The sequence below is a fragment of the Paenibacillus sp. J22R67 genome (assembly GCF_059692175.1).
In genome coordinates this window covers 1,186,653-1,207,952 of the sequence record NZ_JCAUAX010000002.1, presented here as the reverse complement: position 1 = coordinate 1,207,952, position 21,300 = coordinate 1,186,653, and the positions used below count along the sequence as shown (strand labels likewise).

The window sequence follows — 21,300 nt, the reverse complement described above, 5'->3', positions numbered from 1 at the left end:
TTATGTTAATTTTGCCGGAATATGAATTGATCAGACAGATTTACCAAGGCGACCGGACCGTGCTGTTCCGTGCCATCCATAAGCCGACTATGGAAAAAGTAATTATCAAAACCCTTCGCTCGGATTTTCCGGTTTCTGCGGATGTAGCACGACTGAAGCGAGAATATGAAATTGGCAAAATGCTTGATATATCCGGTATTGTGAAACCGCTGGGGCTGCCGAAATACCAGAACAGCATAGCGCTTGTTTTGGAGGACTTTGACGGCGATACCTTGTCAGCTTACTTTCCTTTGTTTCGCCAGTCTCTTCAGGCGTTCTTAACGGCAGCGATTCAATTGGTCAAGATCGTCGGAAATATTCATCAGCGTTACGTCATACATAAAGATATTAAGCCAAGCAACATTATTATTAATCCCGACAAAAAGATTATGAAACTAGCGGATTTCAGCATCTCGTCCTTTACTAGAGAGCGTCAGGAAATGCTGGATCCGAATCAACTTGAAGGAACACTAAGTTATATGTCCCCAGAACAAACAGGCCGAATGAATCGGATTATCGATTATCGCTCGGACTATTATTCCCTAGGGGTTACTTTTTACGAAATGCTCACGGGCCGGCTTCCTTTTCAAACAGAAGATCCAGTGGAGCTTATTCATTGTCACTTTGCAGTGACGCCAGTTTCTCCAGATAACATCAGGATGGATATCCCCAAGCCTCTAGCCGAAATTGTTATGAAACTCTTGGCCAAAAATGCAGAAGATCGCTATCAAAGCGCTTACGGGATTATTCAGGATCTTGAGCATTGTCTGATGATGGTCAATACGCCAGATGAAATCCACAATTTCACCATTGGCCTCTATGATATGACCGATATGTTCCAAATACCGCAGGGGTTATATGGACGTTCCCAAGAAATTGAAAAGTTGCTGCACGTCTATTCCCGTGCTATTCATGGCTCAGTGGAAGCCGTTTGGGTAACGGGGGAGTCCGGTTACGGCAAATCGTTCCTCATTGCAGAGACGATGAAGATGGTTATGAAGGACAACAGTTGGTTCTTGGCCGGACGCTTTGAACCCGGCAAACAACATGTCTCTTATCATGCGCTATCGAGAGCGCTTCGGCAGTTAGTCCGTCAGCTTCTGACGGAGAAAGATCAACAAATTGAAGAGTACCACGTGCAATTGCTTAAAGTGCTGGGAACAAGCGGTAAAGTATTAACCGATTTAATCCCAGAACTTGATCTGCTGATCGGTGAGCAGCCTAACGCGAAGCAGCTCCCGCCGCAAGAGACGCAAAATCGGTTGCATTTCTTATTGCAGCAGTTTCTACTCATCTTTTGCTCGAAAGATAGACCAATCGTGCTGTTTCTTGATGATTTGCAGTGGGCGGATGCGGCTTCCTTGCAGTTCATTGATCTGCTTTTAAGCGACTCGCAGATGAGGCATTTCCTATTTATTGGTTCCTATCGAAGCGAACACGATACCAATTGGTTATCCTCCACGCATGTTCAACTGCTCGACAAGCTGCCAGAACGGCTTGTTTCCGAACGCATAGTGCTAAAGGCGCTGGAAATCAGCGATGTCAAACAGTTGGTTGCAGAGTCGTTAAAGACGGAAAACCAGCAAGTAGCCGAATTGGCACAGCTGGTTCTGCAAAAAACAGGGGGCAATCCTTTTTTCGTTAAGCAATTCCTAACGGCCTTATATGAACAAAACTTGCTTGCCTACAGCTATGAAGCCAATCGGTGGATCTGGGATATGAATGAAATTCAAAAGTTGCGAATTACAGACAATCTCATGTTCCTTTTGGCAGAAAAATTGCTGCGAATGCCGTCCAGAACGCAATATTTATTACGACAGGCAGCTTGCTTGGGTGCAACCTTCGATCTCGAGGCGCTAGGCATCATTGCGATGACGTCATTTGAAGATGTCTTACAAGAACTGGAAGTTTCTATCCAAACAGGTTTGATCATCCCAGTTGGTACGGACTATAAATTTTATACGGATTCGCAAGGCCATTCAGGCGCTCAAGACATTCGCTTTATGTTCGTGCATGACTCCATTCAGGAAGCTGTATATGGTTCAATCGAGCAATCTAATCTGGCTGAGACACATTTGCACATTGCACGCAAGTTGTTGGAGTATTTACCTGAAGCACAAATCGAGCAGCGCTTATTCGATATCATCAACCATATGAATTTAGGTTCCGATTTATTAAAAGAGCGTCAAGAGCTTGTTACTCTGCTTGAGTTCAACTTGCGAGCTGGCCGTAAAGCCAAATCCTCGAATGCCTATCGTTCAGCGCTGCAGTATTACAACAAGGCTTTGGCGCTGCTGATTTTGGTAGATAATAAGGAGATGGAGGATCTCAGTTTCTCGATTCGGCTTGAAAAGTCCGAGGTACTCTATTTGAACGGCCAAGCAGATGAGGCAGAGACATCCTATGAGCAACTGCTCCTGGATGCCCGCACGAACGAGCTGAAGCTTGAAGTGTATAACTTACAAGTAATTTTGTACACCAACGTAGGAAAACAGCGCAAAAGTGTCGAGGTCGGCTTAAAAGCACTGGCAGAACAAGGAATTCGCATACCCAGTGAACCAACGAGTGCGAACATTTTTCTAGCCTATCTCAACCTAAAAGCCAAAATTGGGCGCAAAAATACGCTGCAGCTGTATGATCTGCCAATCATGGAAGACGAATACCGCTTCAAATTGATGAGTTTGATGATGAGTATTGCCGTTTCTGCTTATTTCGTAAATACGAATTTATTCGTACTTTTCATGTTCATCATGACCAAACACGCTTTGAAATACGGCAATACACCAGTTATGGCCTACGTGTACGGCTCCTATGGATTAATCCTGGGTTCGGGCTTCGGAGACTATCAGCTTGGTTACCAATATGGACAGCTTGGCGACAGGTTGAATGCCCGTTTCCAATCTCATCAATACCGCAGTAAAAGCCACTTCTCCTTCGGGTTGTTCGTTACACCTTGGGTCAAACCGCTGCAAGTTAGTTTGGAGCATCTGAACGAGTCATTCAAAAGCGGAATCGAAGACGGAGATCTCGTTTTCGCCGGCTATGCACTGACCTATCAAGTGCTGGCGAAGGACTTTCAAGGTGTGGCGCTTCCTGAGGTGCAAGAGGATTTGAACAAACATTATCGCATCCTGGAACAGACCAACCATCATGACACGCTGCTTATGTTAGAAATGCTGCGCATGGTGATTCAGAATCTGGAAGGAAAAGCCGGCAATCCCCTGATCGTTGGCACGGATGAAGAAGCGGAAGAGCGGTTTGTCCAGAAGCTGATTATCCACCCGAATCAAGTGATTTTACATGAATATAAGGTTAAAAAAATGATGCTGTACTATTTGTTCGGTCAGTACGATGCTGCTCTGCAGACTGGCAAAGAAGCAGAACCGATGCAGTCCGTCTCTTTCGGATTGTTCCACATTCCTGAGAACTATTTCTACTATACATTGTCCATTGCTGCTACGTATAAGGATGCTACCATTTTTGAGCAGAAGGTTTTCGCCAAGCAGGTGGGCAAAATGCAGCGCAAAATGGACAAGTGGGCAGCCCACTGTCCGGAGAACTTCTCGCATCTTAGCTCTTTGATGCGTGCCGAGTGGAGCCGTGTCACGGGGAATTTCCAGAAAGCCGAGCAGGACTACGAAATGTCCATACGGCAAGCAAGGGAGCAGGGCTTCATCCAACATGAAGCGATCGCCTGCGAGCTGGCAGGAAGGCTGTACAAAGATGCAGGCCGCGAGAAAATCGCTAAAACGTACTTCATTGATGCCTATTATGGCTATTTAAGCTGGGGTGCCAAAGCAAAGGCCGATGAGCTGAAGCTGCGCTATCCGAACTACTTAACCTCACTCAAGGAGCAGCAGGACTGGAGTACGACGAATATTAGCGACTACTCGCTGCAGGCGCTGGATTTTATGACGATCATGAATACATCCAGGTCCTTGTCCAGTGAAGTTAATTTGGAGCAGTTGATCAAACGATTGATGGAAATTGTAACCTATTCATCAGGCGCAGAGCGAAGTATCCTTGTTTTGAAGGAGAAAGAAAGCCTGTATGTCGAGGCGGAAATGCTTGCAACAGAAGGAAAAGATTCCTGCACAGTGAGTTCGGTTGCCTTGGAAACGCGGGAAGATCTCCCAGCTGCTGTTATTCATTTCGTTGCTCGGACGAAGGAAGGCGTCGTTCTGGATGATGCCGCGAACAAAGGAATCTTCACCCATGATCCTTATATTCGCGCAGCCGAAGGCAGGTCGATTTTCTGTGAGCCTATTCTGCATCAAGGCAATCTCGTCGGAGTTTTTTATCTGGAAAATAATTTGATTCGCAATGCCTTTACGTCGGACCGCCTTGATATTATCAAGCTGCTGTCTGCACAGGCGGCTATTTCCATTGAAAATGCCAGACTTTATAACGATTTGGAGTCAAAAGTCAAAGAGCGCACGAATGAATTGATCCTGATGGAGACCTCGCGGCGCGATTTGCTTTCCAATATTTCGCATGATTTGGGTACACCGCTGACTTCCATTCAGGGTTATGTAGAAGCGATTCTGGACGGCGTGATTCAGGAGCCCGAAGAACAAAGAAAGTATCTCTCCGTTGTGCATATGCGCATTGTCGGTATCCAGCGATTGATTACCGATCTCTATCAGCTGAGTCGTTTGGAGACGAAGCAGTTCCACTTCCAGCTCGCGCCTACCTCATGTCAGACCATGGTGCGCCAGCTTTTTGCCAAGTATGAACTGGACTGTGCAAATGCAGGTATCACTTATACGCTGGACATGGCGAGTTCGGAAGATGAAGAAATGCTGTTAACCGTTGATACGGATCGCATCGAGCAGGTATATGCGAACATTATTTACAATGCCATTAAGTTTTCGGCCAAAGGCGGCTTCATTCATGTGCATGCAGACATTAAAGGTGATCCGCGCGAGCTTGTGATCCGAGTTACTGATACTGGCGTCGGAATCAGCGAGGAAGATCTGCCGCATATTTTTGAAAGGTTCTACAAGGTTTCTAAATCACGCAGTACATCTGGTGGAAGCGGGCTAGGTCTTGCCATTGCCAAAGAGATTGTCCAGTATCACGGAGGGCAAATCTGGGCAGAGAGCCGTCTAGGGAAAGGCTGCAGTATCTCGTTCTCTTTGCCCGTACACCGGATTTAATGAAAAAGGAGCTAAGATGCTTGCTAGCGCTTAGCTCCTTTGCTTTTGGATATTGCTGTTCGGTATCGATCGCGCAAACCTCCCGAACTCACCAGTTTCGCTGCTGTAACGATGTTTTACATCGCTAACGCACGCTGAACGGGCTCCAGGACAGCTGTAACGATGTAAAACATCGTTAACTATCGCGCAAACCTCCCGAACTCACCAGTTTCGCTGCTGTAACGATGTTTTACATCGCTAACGCACGCTTTACGGGCTTAAGGACAACTGTAACGATGTAAAACATCGTCAACTATCGCGCAAACCTCCCGAACTCACCAGTTTCGCTGCTGTAACGATGTTTTACATCGCTAACGCACGCTTTACGGGCTTAAGGACAACTGTAACGTTGTAAAACATCGTTAGAGCCCGCGCATAGCGGGGGAAGCCCTTCATGGACGAATCGTCACGCGGGTGTTGATGGGCACGAGTGAAGCTAGCTCAAGTACATCCTCATTGTACATTCGGATGCATCCGTGAGAGGTGCGTTTGCCAATGGAGGAAGGGTCATTCGTGCCATGAATGCCATAATGCGGTCTGCTCAGTCCCATCCAGAAGGCGCCGAAAGGTCCGCCTGGATCGGCCTGTTTATTGATAATTTTATACTCGCCTATGGGTGTTCGAGTTACCATCCGGCCGATCCCCACCGGGAAACCGCGCACAACGCGATTTACATCGAGCAAATATAATTGGAAATCGGACAGGTCAATAATAATGCGATAATTAGGCATGGGAATTTCACCTCGGTCTATCTTATGTGGGTACATGGGGAACGAACAGGGCGCTTAACCTTTTTCGAAAATAAATCGGACTTGTGGTATACTGCTTTAGTTAGATTAGATATCAGTCATCCAAGGGAGCTACAGTCATGCAATCTTTTTTACAATTCAATCCAACGAAATTATGGTTCGGCAAAGGGCAAATAGAGCAGCTAACGAGGGAACTTGGCACTCCTGGTAAGAAGGTATTGCTCGTATTTGGCGGCGGAAGCATCAAGAATAATGGCGTTTACGAGGCTGTTAAACAACAGCTTGACCATATGCAAGCAGAAGTGCATGAGATGTCAGGCGTTGAGCCGAACCCGCGGCTTACGACAGTGAAGAAGGGAATCGAACTGTGCAGAGAGCATGGAATTGAGCTCATTCTTGCTGTAGGCGGGGGCAGCGTGATTGACTGTGCCAAAGCGATTTCAGTTGGCGTTTATTATGAGGGAGATGTTTGGGACATTATTACGCGCAAAGCTGTTCCTGCCAAAGCATTGCCGTTCGGAACGGTGCTAACATTAGCAGCTACGGGCTCCGAGATGAACAACATTTCAGTCATTACTCACTGGGAGAAAAATGAAAAACGCGGCTGGAGCAGCCCACTGGCATATCCGGCATTCTCAATTTTGGACCCGGCGTTTACGTATTCGGTGCCACTCGACCAAACGGTATACGGCATAGTAGACATGATGTCTCACGTGCTTGAGCAGTATTTCCACCTCACAGAAAATACGCCAATGATGGATCGTTTCATGGAGTCGGTGCTGTTGACGGTCATAGAAGCTGCGCCCAAACTGCTTGAGAATCTGCACAGTTATGAGCATCGAGCAACAATCATGTATGCAGGAACCACGGCTTTTAACGGGCTTCTATCGAGTGGAACCGATGGTGGAGACTGGGCATCTCACCAGATCGAGCACGGCTTGTCCGCAGTCTATGATATTCCGCATGGCGGAGGTCTTGCCATCATTTATCCGAACTGGATGAGACACTGCGCAGAGGATGACCCATCACGAATGAAAAAGCTGGCGATGACTGTTTTCGGGGTTGATCCCACAGGCAAAACGGATCACGAAATTGCCTACGAAGGCATTGAGGCGCTGCGTCAATTCTGGAATTCACTAGGTGCGCCGAATTGTTTAGCGGACTATGACATTAGTGATTCCAGACTGGAAGAGTTAATTCATAAGTCCTTCATGAAGGAGCAAGTCGGGAGTTACAAAATCATGACGCGCGATACGGTCAGAGAAATCCTGACGAATTCCCTATGATGAAATATTATTTATTCGTGTTGGCTGGCGCTTGCAGCTTCGGATTGTTATCCACATTTGTTAAAAAGGCTTATGAATCGGGCTTCCACGTGGGGGAAGTGGTTGGCAGCCAAAATTTGTTTGGCGTGCTGATGATTTGGATATTGGTTCTCGTTACAGCGAAATCTAATCGAGGCGGCTCAGCCGAGACCAAGAAGTATAAAGTGGCACCGCGGCAAGCCTTATCGCTTATGGCCGTTGGAACAACTTCTGGTTTAACCGGTATTTTCTATTATGCAGCTTTGCAGTATATCTCGGCTTCCTTTGCTATTATTCTTCTGTTTCAATTTACATGGATTGGAATTGTACTTGAGGCTATAACGGAGCGGAAACGTCCGGGAAAAGATAAAGTATTTGCGCTCATCATCTTGTTTGTCGGAATCATTATGGCGAGCGGATATCTGAGTGGCGGTCAAGAAGCACCATCCTTGATGGGGATTAGTCTAGGACTTCTCTCTGCTCTGACTTATGCCTTGTTCATTATGTTTAGCGGTAAAGTTTCTAGCGCAGTTGCGCCAATCACACGCAGCGCTATCATGCAGTCAGGATCGTTAATCTTGGTCATGCTGGTGTATCCGCCGCATTTTCTATTTAACGGCTCTTTACATGAAGAGCTTCTGCCTTGGGCTCTGCTGCTTGCTTTCTTCGGCGTTGTCATACCGCCGCTGTTTTTCGCTATTGGAGTCCCACGCATTGGCGGTGGACTTGCCACTATTATGAGTGCCGCTGAATTGCCGACTGCGGTCATCATGTCCTTCGTTGTGCTTCATGAAACCGTAAATGGCGTGCAATGGTTGGGTGTTATTATTACAATGCTTGGTATTGCTCTGCCAGAGCTCATGAAGTTTCGGAAGCGGCGGAGCCAATTGGGTGTGAATTAGCATGAGGTGAACTCTACATCGTAATGATGAGGGAGTTCACCTTTTTTTTATGCATCAAAGTATAATTTTTTAGATTTTGTATGATTTTTTAGATCTGTTTTCGTATGAAAAGTGCGATCTTGTTACGTTATTTGCGATTTACCCCTGCTAGCCGCGGGTGCTAAGCTGTGACTAGTCAGGAGGAATGAAGATGAAGAAACGAAGCAGCAACCCCGCATTGCTTGTTATGACACTACCCGGGCTCATCTTATTGATCGCCTTCCATTACTTGCCTATCGGCGGGATATTGATCGCTTTCAAAGATTTCAGCTATTCGGGTGGAAGCTTTCTAAAGAATTTCGAGAACAGCTCCTGGGTTGGGCTCAAAAACTTCGAGTTTTTCATCCAAACACCGGATGCACTCATCATCACACGCAATACCATCTTGTACAATCTGGTGTTTATCGCGCTTGGGACAGTAGCGAGCGTATTTCTCGCTATTGCTTTAAATGAACTGAGGAATCGCCGGGCGGCAAAAATATATCAGACGTTCATTTTGCTTCCTTATTTTTTATCGTGGATTGCCGTCAGCTACTTATTTTTTGGCTTTCTCAGCGCAGATAAAGGCATCATCAACAGCATGATTCTTCAGCCGCTCGGTGCAAAACCTGTGGAATGGTACAGCCAGCAGTCGTACTGGCCTTACATTCTAGTCTTCGCGAACTTGTGGAAGTACGCAGGTTATAACGCGATCGTCTACTTGGCGGCCATCACGGGCATCGATCCGGATTACTATGAAGCGGCATCACTCGACGGAGCCTCCAAATGGCAGCAAATCCGCCATATTACGATTCCGTCCATCTCAACGGTAATCACGCTGATGGTACTGCTAGGCATCGGTCGCATGTTTTTTGCCGACTTTGGCCTTTTTTACCAAGTTCCCCTTAATTCTGGGGCGCTCTTTGAGGTCACGAATGTGATCGACACCTATGTGTACCGTGCTTTGATGAACAGCGGCGATATCGGAATGTCTGCAGCAGCTAGCACCTTCCAGGCGTTCGTTGGATTCGTGCTTGTGGTACTGTCCAATTGGATTGTCCGAAGAATTGACAAGGAAAAAGCGATTTTCTAGAAAGGGGAAGACAACGAATGAAGTCGTCAGGAGGCAACATCAACGCCATCCCGAAGTCCGTCAACGCAGCTTTTCATCTCGTATTTATGCTAATGAGTTTAACCTGCATCATACCACTCATCCTTGTTGCCGTTGTTTCCATCACCGATGAGAAGAGTGTTGCCGCAATTGGGTATCGTTTTATACCGGATTATATTTCGCTTGAAGCTTATCGGTACTTGTGGCAGCAGGGGAATGTTATCATTCATGCCTATGGGGTCACGCTTTTCGTTACGGTGGTGGGTACCATTATGAGCTTGCTGATTACCGCAATGTTTGCCTACCCGCTGTCGCGGAAGGATTTCGACTACCGTAAGTTGTTCGCATTTTTGGTGGTATTTACTTTATTATTCCATGGCGGCATGGTTTCTTGGTACCTGGTTACAACGCAAATTCTGCATTTGAAAAATAATATCTGGGCGCTAATCGTTCCCTATCTCTTTAATGGTTGGTACGTGATGATTTTGCGAACGTATTTTGCAACAACGATCCCTGACGCCATTGTGGAGTCAGCCAAAATCGACGGGGCCGGCGAGTACCGTATTTTCTTTTCCATCATCCTAAGGCTCTCATTACCTGGGCTTGCTACGGTAGGTTTGTTCAGCGCTATTGTCTATTGGAACGATTGGTGGCTTCCGCTGATGCTCATTCATGATGACAAAATCATGAATATGCAGTACCTCATGTACAAAGCGCAGAGCATGTCGGACTTCCTTTCCTCAGCTAACGCACTAAATTATGGCGCTACGATGGGGATAGCACCGCCTTCCTTAACGCTGCGAATGGCGCTTGCCGTCATTGGAATCGGTCCAATTGTGCTGGCATATCCATTTTTCCAAAAATATTTCGTTCAGGGTTTGACCATTGGGGCAGTGAAAGGCTAATCTAAGGCTAATCCCAGGGAACTGGATAGCATATAAATGACTCAGGGAGGTTTTTGAGCATGTTAAAGGGGTTTAAGGTGACTCAGCTCACCGTAACAGCAATTGTACTGGTGTCTATGTTAGCGACTGGATGCAGCAATGGGAGCAAGCCTGCAGAAGAAACGAGCACTCCGAGCACGAGCAATACGACAACCTTACCTAAGAAAGCGCTTGCATCGTATCAGATTGATTGGTATATCATTGGACCAGGACCTCAGCCGGACGGCGAGTTAGTAGAAGCAGAAATCAACAAAATCACGCAACCCAAGATCAATGCTACGGTTAAAATGCACGTCATACCATTTGCAGATTATGATGCTAAAATGACAGCTCTGCTTGCCACAGGCGAGAAGGTCGATCTGATGTTCACATCAAATGGAAATATGAACTACAATACGCTGGTCGGCAAGGGCGGGCTAGTCGATATCACGGATAAATTAGATACGCTGGCTCCTGACGCCAAAAAGCTGCTGTCTGATGGGTTCCTGCAAGCAAGCGCAATTAAAGGGCGCACCTACACGATGGCGGCTAATAAAGAGAAGGGCTCTTGGCTCGGTTTCCTTGCTAACAAGACAATGATGGAGAAGTACAAGATTGATATTAGCCAAATTAATTCGCTGGAAGAGCTGGAGCCTGCGCTCAAAACGATTAAAGAGAATGAAGCTGGCGCTATCCCGCTGCTGGCAGTAGGTGCAAGCCGTATACCGAACTACGTTAACCGTAATCTCTGGAATGTATCGCCGGTACAATCGATTGTGCTGAAAAAGGATGCAAGCGGGTACACGTTAGAGCTTGATGAACCCGAGTATTTGAAAACGCTTAAAACGTTGAATAAGTTTTACCAAGCCGGCTATATCCCGAAGGATGCTGCTGTCATGAAGGCGACAAACAGCGATCGCGCCAAGTCTGCGTTTATGTTCGGACAATTGAAGCCGTATGTTGATGTGCAGGTTTCTAATGCTTATGGAGCACCGTTTATTTACCATAACTTCGGCAAACCGATTACAACAACGAATGATTTGGTAGGCTCCATGATGGGCATTCCAACTAACTCCAAAGATCCGGATCGCGTATTGATGTTCTACAATATGATGTACACCGACAAGCAGTTAATCAATCTCGTGGGTCGTGGGATCGAAGGCAAACATATTGTAAAGACAGCTGACAACAGGATTGAATATGCGCCAGGAACGGAAAATGGGAAAAAGTCTGGTTACAATCCCAATGAGACATGGGCATACGGGAATCAATTCCTTACTTATTTGATGCCTGGCGAGCCGGATGATATTTGGGAGCAGTTCAAAAAATTCAACGGCGAATCCGAAATCATGCCAGACCTGGGTTTCAACTTTGACAGTTCAGCGCTAAAAACAGAGGTTGCTGCAATTAAGAACGTCGAAAGCGAATTCCGTCCGATTCTGGAAACGGGCTCCGTTGAGCCGGATTCGACGATTCCTAAGTTCAAAGAGAAACTGAAAGCGGCAGGAATCGATAAGGTTCTCGAAGAAATGAATAAGCAATATGCACAGTGGAAAACCGCTAACAAGAAGTAAAAAATAGGGAACAAGAGGGAGAAAGAATGAAACTGCCAAATCGAATGTCGGAAAGCCGTTATTTCTCCAGCTTGTTCCTTTATTCCTCGACGCTAACCGCTGTCATTGTGCTTGCTGTGACTTATATTTTATATGTCAATTTCGTCCATATTGAACAAAAGAAAATCTTTTCGTATTCGGAAGAATCCTTATCTCAAATAAGTTCATCAGCAGATGCGATGCTGGAAAATGCGAAAATGGCGATTGCCCAAATTTTGCTCGATCGAGATATGCCCAAAGTATTTTATCAGTCAGAGACGGACCCTGTTGAGACGAAAACGATTACAGACCGGATTAATTTAATCGGATCTATGCCTTTTCTGCATTCTGTGTATCTCTATAACGGAAAACTTGATCTATATTACACGTCCACAATTGGATTGCAAAAGAGTGCTTACTTCGCCGATCAAGGAATCGTTGAAATCATGAATGATTATAACAGTGACATGAATTTGAAACCGATTACACGCACAATCAAAAATGCGTCAACCGTTGGTAACATGGATTATAATGTGTATTCTTTTATCTATTACGAAAATTCCGGTTCGGGAAGAGGCAGTGCCATCATTCTGAACATTTCAGATACGTGGATGAAAAAGGCGATTGCCACAATGGATAAAAGCCAAAGCGGCGGCATCATCATCCTTGATTCGGATGGCGTACTGGTTAGCAGCATCTATAAGGATCAAATGCTCAGCGACTTGTCGCATCAGGCATTCGTGCAGGACATTTTGCATGCGGAGGAGAAATCGGGTCATTTTATCGGCGATGTGGATGGCGTGAAATCATTAGTGACCTATGCTTCTTCCGATGCGCTTAATTGGAAATTCGTCCGGTACACCCCCTATGAGGTTGCGGTAAAAGAAGTCGACAAGATGAGAAGCAGAACGCTGCTGCTTTGTTTCATGCTTATTGCGCTTGGACTTTCGCTAGCCTATCTGACTTCCCGTCGATTGAATCGTCCATTCGCTGAAATGTTGAAGAAGCTGGGGGTTCAGGATCAAGCGATAAGAGAAAATTCCTTTAAGTCGAAACAAGAGTTTTTGAAGCAATGGGTGATGGAGGGCGGATCGTTTCCTCCGAATGTGCTGCAGAAGCGCTTTGACACCCATGGGATCAAGCTGAATTTGCAGGATGAAGTGCGAGTGCTGCTTTTGAAAATGGATCGTTATAAGGACATATGCCGCCAATTTGAGTGGAACGATAGAGGTTTATTGCGATTTGGGTTGATGAACATTGCTTTGGAGATTATGAGCAAACATGTTCCATGCGAAGCGGTGGATTCTGGTGATGATCATGTGATCCTCCTCTTTCATTGGCTCCAAATCGATGAGCTTGAAAAGGACATCGCTCAAATTCAACAGGAGATTAAGAAATATCTCAAATTCTCCGTAACTTCGGCTGTCAGTCGAGTCGGCGAGGATGTGACATTGTGCCATAGCTGTTACTCGGAGGCGCTGGAAATCTCGAGATTTCGGGTATTTGCCGGATGGGAAGCTCATCTTGACGCCGATCAGACATCGGAAGCGATGAAACGTTCCTACCGGTATCCGATGCAAAAGGAAGAGCTTCTGACTGATGCGCTAATGCTCGGCAAGATGGAGGAAGTTAAACTGCTCTGTCAGTCTATTTTGGATTCGACGGAAGGGTATTCGTATAAAGATTTGAATTTAACGGTGCTGCGGTTGTTTTTCTCCATCAATATGGTGGTAGATACACTTGAGAAGGCATCCGGCTATAGCTTCGGCATTCCGTTTAATGAAATGTTTGCGCACTTGGCCGAACTGGAGAGATTATGTGATATTAGCGATAGTTTTATGGAGATGTTCCAGCAAATTGAAGATAAGCTCGGCGAGAAGAAAAGCGCCAAGTATGAAGAGCTAATCCGAAAAATATATGCCATCATTGACGTTGAATATCGCAAAGAAGATTTGTGCTTAGATCATATCGCAGACATTTTAAATATGTCACCAGTTTATCTTGGCAGGCTGATCAAGAAACACACATCAAAGTCAGTGACGGACTATATCAATGAAGTTAGAATAGAGAAAGCTGCAGAAATGCTGGAAGGCAGCGAAATGCTCATTTCTGAAATTTCAAGCGTAACAGGATTTGCTAGCACGAGCTACTTCGGTCGGGTGTTCAAGAAGATTCACGGCATTACCCCTAATGAGTATAGGCAAAAAATGAGGGCGGCAGCGAGTAATTTGTGAGTTTGCCGTTCATGGAGGCGATGAGGAATGGTATCGCAAACGGGTGCAGACATCATACGCAAAACAGCACTTGTCACAGGTGGCAGCCGTGGGATTGGCAGGGGCATTGCTTTCGTGCTCGCAGAGCGCGGGTTCGATCTGGTTATTAGTCATTGGCAGGACGAAGTGAATGCGAAGGAGACTTCAGAGCTTATCAGGCATACGTTCGGCCGATCCTGTGAGGTGTTCGAAGGGAATCTGGCGGAGGAGAACGAGCCGGTTAAGCTTGCAGAGCAAGCGATTCATGTTAGGGGTCGCATTGATGTTCTGGTGAACAATGCAGGCATTACGCTTTTTAAAGCAATTGATAAGATTGATATTCTCCATACGAACCGGCTTCTTCACCTGAATTTTCGCGCGCCCGTTCTTCTTATGCAAGCAATCAGCCAGCATATGATTGAGCAGGGGATTCAAGGAAACATCGTGAACATTACCTCAACTCGGGCAGAGCGCGCCTATGCGCAAGATGCTGTGTACGGCGGTGTTAAAGCTGCTTTGGCGAGGGCGGCGGCATCTGCTGCCATTGATCTTGCTCCTCACGGCATCCGCGTCAATTGTATCGGACCAGGAGCGATTGATACAAGAGATGGAAGTTTGGAACCGCTTCATGTTGTCAATCCGGGTGTGCCGCTTAATCGATCCGGAACACCCAAAGATATCGGCAGAGCAGTCGCTTGGCTAGTGTCTCAGGAAGCCTCTTACATGACGGGCACAACGCTGCGTGTTGACGGCGGACTTATTCTGCCCGGTACGCCTCATTAACTTACTAACTTAAGGGAGATGAACGAGTTGTCACAATTACAAATTCGGGATGTACGCGTGATCTTGACCGCTCCGGATGGTATTAATCTTGTTGTTGTCAAAGTGGAGACGACTGAACCTGGCTTATATGGAATCGGTTGTGCTACATTTACCCAGCGTCATTTGACTGTGGCGAGCGCGGTAGAGCAGTACATGAAACCATTTCTTGTGGGTAAAGATCCGCGCCGTATCGAAGATATCTGGCAAACGTCCATGGTCAGCTCTTATTGGCGCAACGGACCTGTACTGAATAACGCCATTGCCGGCGTCGACATGGCGCTGTGGGATATCAAGGGCAAGCTTGCGAATATGCCTGTGTATGAGCTGCTTGGCGGTAAATGCCGCGAAGCGGCGGCGGTCTACCGCCATGCCGATGGACGAGATCCACAAGAAGTCGAACATAATGTTCGCGCTTTCATTGAGCAAGGCTACCGCTACTTGCGCTGCCAGATGGGCGGTTACGGCGGTCGCGGCCATCAACTGCATTCTCCGGAGAATGCGCAGCCCGGCGCGTATTTTGACCCGCAGGCTTATTCGCGCAGCGTGCCTCGTCTGTTCGAGCATATGCGCCTGCAGCTGGGCAACGAAATTGAACTGCTCCATGATATCCACGAGCGGCTTGTGCCGATTGAGGCTGTTCGGTTGGCGAAGCAGCTTGAGCCGTACAGGCTCTTCTTCCTCGAAGACGCGCTGCCCCCTGAGCAGCTCGATTGGTTTGAAAATCTTCGCAGCCAGTGCGCTACACCGCTTGCGATGGGCGAGCTGTTCGTGCATCCAGCAGAATGGATGCCGCTTATTTCGCGGCGCCTCATTGATTTCATACGCTGCCATATCAGCGCCATCGGCGGTCTGACGCCGGCTAGGAAGCTGGCTGCGCTTTGCGAAGCTTTTGGCGTGCGAACGGCTTGGCACGGGCCGGGGGATCTTTCTCCGGTGGGGGCAGCAGCTAATATCCATCTCGATTTGGCCAGTCCAAATTTCGGTATACAGGAGTGGACTGAATATTCGGAGCAGGCTAGAGAAGTATTTCCCGGGTGCCCGGAAGTTCGGAGCGGTTATGTCTACGTCAACGATAAGCCAGGGGTTGGTGTCGACGTGGACGAGAGCAAAGCTGCACTGTACCCTTGTCATGATAAATTGCCAGCGTGGACGCTGGCTCGAATTCCGGATGGAACAGCCATTCGGCCTTAGTGAATGGAGTGAGTGCAGTGGAGGTGAAGAAGCAGAAGCCCCTCTATGTTTGTGAACATGCGGACTTTGATCACTCTCCATCATTTGACGATCCCGTTTGGAAGGGACTGCCTGCGATCAGCCTTTGTGACATCGTCACAGGAGACCGCCCAAGGTTGTCCACGAATGTTAAAGTATGTTGGAACCGATGGCGTGCAGCCATCTATTTCCGGTTCAAATGTGAGGACGATCACGTCATAGCCACAATGAAGCATCATGATGATTCCCTTTACGAAGAAGATGTTGTAGAGGTATTTATTTGCGAAACTGGCGAGCTTACCGCGTACAAAGAGTTCGAGGTTTCTCCGGCGAATGTGAAATTTGACGCCATTATTCACTATGATCCTGCTCATCTGCCAATACGGGTAAATAGGGAGTGGCACGCACTTGACTGGAAAACGGAGACTCGCGTTTTGTTGGGGGGTTATGTATCCATTTGGGATATCCCGCTGCACAACTTTCGGGGAGGCGTTCCCTCTGCAGGCGACGTATGGCGGATGAACCTTTTTCGCATCGACCGGGGGAGCGGCGAGCCGGATGAGTTTTCGGCATGGTCACCAGTGGGGACGATGCAGTTCCATACGCCGGAGAAATTTGGCTTCTTGCAGTTTGCTTGAGAGCCGTTTTCGTGTAAAGTTAGATGCGAGCACCTTAACTGATGTCATTTTATATGAAGCTATCGAAAAGGCGAGGTTGATGAAGTTGGATTTGAAAACGGAACGTTTAGAACTGCATATGGTGGATATCTCGGGTTCAAAGTTTAACAAAGTGAAGGCGGAGCATCTCGTTTTTGATAACGTGAACCTGGCAAACACGAACATTCATAATGCGAATATGAGTGAGATCGAGCTCGATGATATTAATATGCAAAAGTCAAAGATCACGAATACCAATCTTTCGAATACGCGTATTCAAAATGCCAACTTCACCAATGTTCAGATGGAACATGTTCATCTAATTGATACCTCATTCACGAAATGCAATCTGAAGAACACAAAAATAGAGAACTGTGATTTGACCGATGCTGAGCTTACAAATTGTGAACTCAAAGGCATGAAAATCAATGGCATTCTAGTTGAAGATTTACTCAAAAACTATTCAGCCAACCAATAAGTCAGGAAGAGCAGGAGACACGAATGCCATTCTTACAGCGAATTACCTTGGACTGGTCCGAGCTGTCCGAAGCGGATAAGGAAGAATTTCCGTTTAACATTAGGCCCATTCGACAAATCAATGAGCTCAGGTTCCGCTCGAATGTTACCTTTTTTATCGGGAATAATGGTTCGGGGAAGTCTACTCTGCTGGAGGCGATCGGTGTCTCCTGCGGCTTTAGTGTGGTTGGAGGCAGAGATTTAACGATCAAGAAAGAAAAAGATAATGAATCGCTAGCGAATATCATGAGACTATCCTGGCTTCCTAAAGTCAGCCACGGACTCTTTTTCCGTGCGGAGACCTTTGATACATTTGCCGGTTATATCGATGAGCTTGCGAAGGATCCCTATATTGGATTTCAAGCTTACGCGCCATATGGGGGCAAATCCTTAAATGAGCAGTCGCATGGACAAGCATTTTTAACCTTTTTCCAAAACCGGTTGGGCCGTAAGGGCTTGTATTTACTGGATGAGCCTGAGTCAGCGCTTTCTCCGCAAAATCAGTTGGCTTTCCTAAGCATGATTCGGGAATTAGAGAAATCAGGTAATGCGCAATTTATTATAGCGACGCATTCTCCGATCATCATGGCGTATCCTGGCGCGCAAATTTTGCAGTTTACTGAAACCACTCTCGAGCCTATCTCGTATGAAGATACGGATCATTTCAATTTAACGAGAGATTTCTTGAATCATCGGGAGCGGTATTTTCGGGCTCTTTTTGATGATGGGGAAGCGGAGGAGTAATCATGTCTTTTTTTAAGAAAATGATGGCTAAAGTAGGGATTGGGAACATTGAAATTGATACACAGTTTCATACGGAGTCCTTCATTCCTGGGCAGCTGGTAGAAGGAGTCGTCGTTGCCAAAGGCGGGAGTGTGGAGCAGAAAGTAGACAAAATCTATTTTCAAATCATGACCGAATACCTCAAGCCGGCAGAAAATGATTCGAATCGGATGCACAGAGAAACGGTTGTGATCGCCAATATTCTGCTTGGGGAAAGCTTTGTATTTGAACCGGAAGAATCGGTCGAAATCCCTTTTCATTTCGTGTTACCGCATGAGACACCTATCTCGATTGGTGTTAGCCCGATCTGGATCCGTACAGGGATGGATGTGGATAACGCGGTTGATCCATCCGATCGTGATCCGATTGAGGTGCTGGCTCACCCACATACGTCGGTTATCTTTGAGGCGCTGGAGGAATTAGGGTTTCATTTACATAAAGCAGAGAACGAATATTATCCACAGCGCAATTATCACTTGCCATTTATTCAGAACTTTGAATTTGTGCCTTATCAAAATGGTGAATACCGCAGTACTGTTGATGAACTGGAACTTGTCTTTTATCCGGATGAGAACGGCGTTGAGGTCCTCCTGGAATTCGATCGCAGAACGCGGGGATTTGGCGGACTTTTATCGGATATGCTGGATACGGATGAGTCCCATCACCGTTATTATTTCAGCATGGAAGAGCTGGAAGAGGGCGCTGAATCAGTGGCGGATCAGTTCCGTGGTATTTTTGACGATTTGTTGGATGTGTAACTCGCATAGCTATGAAAAACCCTTCTCCCCTTAGCAATTAAGGGGCAGAAGGGTTTTTTATTATCCAAGCAGCCTATGTAAAATGCTGAAGACGCAGGTCTTGAGCAAGTCTTTGAGCTTTTAAAAGATCGGTACTCTTGCTTTGTTGCCGTCTTTTGAATATATAATGGCTTCGGAAGTAAATAGATCTACGCTTTCTACGGATTTAATTAAGTTAGTCATTGTTAATCTGTTGTTCTGTAAAGCATTCAGAAGTGCAGGTAGTAATTTGTGGTCGGTACCAACGAAATTTACCGAAATGGATTTCTTGTTAAACAAGATGCTCATGCGCATTCATTCATCCCCTAAGAAGTATTTTAATAAAGTTTATGAGTCAGTCTTTGAAAAAATCTTGAAAAATGTGTTCGAGATGTGAATGTTTTTTCAAAGATTGTGTAGGACAAAGAGCAACTTCGTTAGAATAACATGCCCAGTACGAGAAGTTGGTCGAAACCTAGTGTCACAAATTGACTTTATTTGTAGAGCGGGTAGAGGCGATTGGTGGGAGAATGGGAAATCGACTGCATGGGGGAACTACAGGGCGTTATTTCCATGAAAAGTTGAAGTTTCGATGATGTAGGAAACTAGGGAGCGCTATTCTGGGGTTTTTGCTCAAGTAGGGCATATCCCGGGGCGGATAAGACCCTGTAGTTCCGCTTGCGTGGAGGGTTTGCTCGGAGAGTTTGCTGTGGATGGTTCTCTTGGTGGGTTGTTGTTGATGATTTGCTCGAAGTGTTGCAGAGAGAGTTTGGTGTGGAGGAGACGAAAAGGAAGTGCTAAGCAGGCTTTGCCGGCTAAATTGTGCAAAGAGACTGCCCAATAGGTTCATCTAAAGGACAGCCTAATTGATCTATTTAGTTACCGTAAAAGTCAACTTCCGTTATGGAGTTCCACCCGTTGCCGGATGAATTGCCGTGACCGACGATGCGGACATAGCGGCCTGCCGTATCTGTAAAGTCGTAGGTCACTTGCGATAACGTCGTACTGCTTACTTTGTTCGATAACACATTTGTCCAGTTCGTATTGTCGCTAGAAATTTGGACGTCAAAGGTGGTGGTGCGGATGTCGCCTTGATGGAAGGCGATCGATGCATAGGCAATGGTTTTGCTAGCGCCCAAATCATACTTAATCCATTGGCCGTCGCCCTGAGAAGACCAACGTGTGCTCAAGCTGTTGTCTAGTGTATTCGTGGCGACATTCCCATCGTTGCCGCTATCGCTAACAGCTGAAACACTCAAGAGGGATGGTGTTGGCGTCCCGCCCGTGCAGGATGTGTAAGTTGTAACCCCAACTGTGTACATATTTCCCGCAGGCGTGCGAGTATTGTTGCAGGCTTTCGCAGAACCCCCGTTAACCAGCACGACATTAGGGGTAGCATTATCTAAATTGGCTGTATTGTTGTAAAAGTCATTGTTATAACCCCAACCTGGTGAGCGTTCATGCACCTGGAAGGCGTCGACGATAATGGAGTTGCCATTGCGGTTAACGATATTATTGCGAATGATGGAATTATTGCCTTTAACATCCATGAAGCTATCGGCTGCATTGGCGCCGCTGATGCCTGTACCGTTGAAGGTGCTGTTCTCTACGATGGTGCCAGTTGTGCCTTCTTTGATGTCGACGGATTCAGCAGTCACGTTCGGCCCGATCGTTACATTCGTAATACGATTGTTATTCGCTTCCTTGATATAGGTTTCCCATTTACCGACGTCAGAACCGACGTAAAGACCTTCGCCATAATCGGCGGTAACTTGTCCGGTATCGTGCACACTGGAATTTTGAATAACGTTGTTGGAACTTCCATCGCGGTAATGAACGCCCTCTTCACCAATATTGTAGACTTCGATACCATCAATTAAGCCGTTGTTGGCATTGTCAATCATGATGCCTTTCTTGGCATTGGTAATCTTCAGATTTTTCACTTGGGTGTAATCGCCAGTCAGGTAAAGCGTATAGCCGCTGGAAGTTCCTCCGCCATTCAGTATGGCTTTGTTGGTGGCACTGGCGCTTTCAATTGTGATCGGATTCGAAGCCGTGCCATTTACACCGGACACAAAGTTGCCCGTGTAGGTTCCTGCGGCAAGTATGATCCGGTCGCCGGGGGCCGCATTCGCCAGGGCAGTTGTGAGGCATGAGGCTGTACTGCAGTTAACGGTTGCTGCTCCAGCTTGCGCCGGCCATGCAAACGCAGCTATGATCGTCGAAACGAGCAGCAGGCGGGAGGATCTCCTCCTAAAAACGTTTGATAAGCCGGCTGATCTCATTGAAAAATAAGTCATTACCTCATACCACCCTTCCCAAAGCGTAATCGCTTACAAAACAAACCATATCATACGACTTCAAATATTTCAAACATTTTCGTACATAAAAAATAGAAAAGAAACATCCGCGACAGCAGTGCACAACGAAAAAGAGGCCCTGAGGCCTCT

At 46.6% G+C, this 21,300-nt stretch carries 16 protein-coding genes and 1 pseudogene; 14 read left to right on the top strand and 3 right to left on the bottom strand.

Annotated features, from left to right (window positions below; genetic code table 11):
- Positions 1-2: 2 nt before the first annotated feature.
- Both AC58VC_RS11760 and AC58VC_RS11755 read left to right on the top strand, forming a co-directional pair.
- A pseudogene (locus tag AC58VC_RS11760) lies at positions 3-4,691 on the top strand (AAA family ATPase); the annotation flags it as partial.
- Between the two features lie 54 nt (positions 4,692-4,745).
- Positions 4,746-5,198 (top strand): sensor histidine kinase, encoded by a 453-nt coding sequence (locus tag AC58VC_RS11755; RefSeq protein ID WP_497369027.1) that lies wholly within the window; start codon positions 4,746-4,748, stop codon positions 5,196-5,198.
- 431 nt (positions 5,199-5,629) lie between these two features.
- Here the strand turns inward: AC58VC_RS11755 and AC58VC_RS11750 are convergent, their stop codons facing one another.
- Positions 5,630-5,968: a L,D-transpeptidase gene (locus tag AC58VC_RS11750; RefSeq protein ID WP_497368921.1), complete on the bottom strand. Its 339-nt coding sequence runs from the start codon at positions 5,966-5,968 to the stop codon at positions 5,630-5,632.
- Positions 5,969-6,105: 137 nt separating this feature from the next.
- Between AC58VC_RS11750 and AC58VC_RS11745 the strand changes: the two genes are divergently transcribed.
- From AC58VC_RS11745 to AC58VC_RS11690, 12 genes are all read left to right on the top strand, one after another.
- On the top strand, positions 6,106-7,272 hold the full coding sequence (locus AC58VC_RS11745) for an iron-containing alcohol dehydrogenase (protein WP_497368920.1): 1,167 nt from the start codon (positions 6,106-6,108) through the stop codon (positions 7,270-7,272).
- On the top strand, positions 7,269-8,192 hold the full coding sequence (locus AC58VC_RS11740) for an EamA family transporter (protein ID WP_497368919.1): 924 nt from the start codon (positions 7,269-7,271) through the stop codon (positions 8,190-8,192). Before AC58VC_RS11745 ends, AC58VC_RS11740 begins: the two co-directional genes overlap by 4 nt.
- Before the next feature lie 190 nt (positions 8,193-8,382).
- Complete coding sequence (locus tag AC58VC_RS11735; RefSeq protein WP_497368918.1) at positions 8,383-9,303, top strand: ABC transporter permease; 921 nt, start codon at positions 8,383-8,385, stop codon at positions 9,301-9,303.
- A gap of 17 nt (positions 9,304-9,320) precedes the next feature.
- Complete coding sequence (locus AC58VC_RS11730; protein WP_497368917.1) at positions 9,321-10,226, top strand: carbohydrate ABC transporter permease; 906 nt, start codon at positions 9,321-9,323, stop codon at positions 10,224-10,226.
- Between the two features lie 59 nt (positions 10,227-10,285).
- Complete coding sequence (locus tag AC58VC_RS11725; RefSeq protein WP_497368916.1) at positions 10,286-11,818, top strand: ABC transporter substrate-binding protein; 1,533 nt, start codon at positions 10,286-10,288, stop codon at positions 11,816-11,818.
- Positions 11,819-11,844: 26 nt separating this feature from the next.
- A complete protein-coding gene (locus tag AC58VC_RS11720; RefSeq protein WP_497368915.1) occupies positions 11,845-14,070 on the top strand; it encodes an AraC family transcriptional regulator in 2,226 nt (741 codons plus the stop codon).
- A 27-nt stretch (positions 14,071-14,097) separates the two neighbouring features.
- Complete coding sequence (locus AC58VC_RS11715) at positions 14,098-14,871, top strand: SDR family NAD(P)-dependent oxidoreductase (RefSeq protein ID WP_497368914.1); 774 nt, start codon at positions 14,098-14,100, stop codon at positions 14,869-14,871.
- An 18-nt stretch (positions 14,872-14,889) separates the two neighbouring features.
- Positions 14,890-16,101, top strand: coding sequence for an enolase C-terminal domain-like protein (locus AC58VC_RS11710; RefSeq protein WP_497368913.1), 1,212 nt, complete (start codon positions 14,890-14,892; stop codon positions 16,099-16,101).
- 8 nt (positions 16,102-16,109) lie between these two features.
- Positions 16,110-16,757 (top strand): carbohydrate-binding family 9-like protein, encoded by a 648-nt coding sequence (locus tag AC58VC_RS11705; protein WP_497368912.1) that lies wholly within the window; start codon positions 16,110-16,112, stop codon positions 16,755-16,757.
- Positions 16,750-17,253 (top strand): pentapeptide repeat-containing protein, encoded by a 504-nt coding sequence (locus AC58VC_RS11700; protein WP_497368911.1) that lies wholly within the window; start codon positions 16,750-16,752, stop codon positions 17,251-17,253. Before AC58VC_RS11705 ends, AC58VC_RS11700 begins: the two co-directional genes overlap by 8 nt.
- A 23-nt stretch (positions 17,254-17,276) precedes the next feature.
- Entirely contained in the window at positions 17,277-18,035 is a 759-nt protein-coding gene (locus AC58VC_RS11695) for an AAA family ATPase (protein WP_497368910.1), read from the top strand.
- A gap of 2 nt (positions 18,036-18,037) precedes the next feature.
- Complete coding sequence (locus AC58VC_RS11690; RefSeq protein WP_497368909.1) at positions 18,038-18,832, top strand: sporulation protein; 795 nt, start codon at positions 18,038-18,040, stop codon at positions 18,830-18,832.
- Positions 18,833-18,952: 120 nt separating this feature from the next.
- Here AC58VC_RS11690 and AC58VC_RS11685 read toward each other — a convergent pair whose 3' ends face one another.
- Both AC58VC_RS11685 and AC58VC_RS11680 read right to left on the bottom strand, forming a co-directional pair.
- Entirely contained in the window at positions 18,953-19,165 is a 213-nt protein-coding gene (locus AC58VC_RS11685) for a hypothetical protein (RefSeq protein WP_497368908.1), read from the bottom strand.
- 560 nt (positions 19,166-19,725) lie between these two features.
- Positions 19,726-21,150, bottom strand: coding sequence for a discoidin domain-containing protein (locus AC58VC_RS11680; protein WP_497368907.1), 1,425 nt, complete (start codon positions 21,148-21,150; stop codon positions 19,726-19,728).
- Positions 21,151-21,300: the final 150 nt, after the last annotated feature.

Excerpts from the sequence above, each read along its gene's own strand:
- AC58VC_RS11710 (WP_497368913.1), top strand. The coding sequence starts at position 14,890 with ATGAACGAGTTGTCACAATTACAAATTCGGGATGTACGCGTGATCTTG.
- AC58VC_RS11745 (WP_497368920.1), top strand. The coding sequence starts at position 6,106 with ATGCAATCTTTTTTACAATTCAATCCAACGAAATTATGGTTCGGCAAA.
- AC58VC_RS11680 (WP_497368907.1), bottom strand. The coding sequence starts at position 21,150 with ATGACTTATTTTTCAATGAGATCAGCCGGCTTATCAAACGTTTTTAGG.
- AC58VC_RS11720 (WP_497368915.1), top strand. The coding sequence starts at position 11,845 with ATGAAACTGCCAAATCGAATGTCGGAAAGCCGTTATTTCTCCAGCTTG.
- AC58VC_RS11690 (WP_497368909.1), top strand. The coding sequence starts at position 18,038 with ATGTCTTTTTTTAAGAAAATGATGGCTAAAGTAGGGATTGGGAACATT.
- AC58VC_RS11740 (WP_497368919.1), top strand. The coding sequence starts at position 7,269 with ATGATGAAATATTATTTATTCGTGTTGGCTGGCGCTTGCAGCTTCGGA.
- AC58VC_RS11750 (WP_497368921.1), bottom strand. The coding sequence starts at position 5,968 with ATGCCTAATTATCGCATTATTATTGACCTGTCCGATTTCCAATTATAT.
- AC58VC_RS11695 (WP_497368910.1), top strand. The coding sequence starts at position 17,277 with ATGCCATTCTTACAGCGAATTACCTTGGACTGGTCCGAGCTGTCCGAA.
- AC58VC_RS11715 (WP_497368914.1), top strand. The coding sequence starts at position 14,098 with ATGGTATCGCAAACGGGTGCAGACATCATACGCAAAACAGCACTTGTC.
- AC58VC_RS11730 (WP_497368917.1), top strand. The coding sequence starts at position 9,321 with ATGAAGTCGTCAGGAGGCAACATCAACGCCATCCCGAAGTCCGTCAAC.
- AC58VC_RS11735 (WP_497368918.1), top strand. The coding sequence starts at position 8,383 with ATGAAGAAACGAAGCAGCAACCCCGCATTGCTTGTTATGACACTACCC.
- AC58VC_RS11755 (WP_497369027.1), top strand. The coding sequence starts at position 4,746 with ATGGTGCGCCAGCTTTTTGCCAAGTATGAACTGGACTGTGCAAATGCA.
- AC58VC_RS11725 (WP_497368916.1), top strand. The coding sequence starts at position 10,286 with ATGTTAAAGGGGTTTAAGGTGACTCAGCTCACCGTAACAGCAATTGTA.
- AC58VC_RS11685 (WP_497368908.1), bottom strand. The coding sequence starts at position 19,165 with ATGCGCATGAGCATCTTGTTTAACAAGAAATCCATTTCGGTAAATTTC.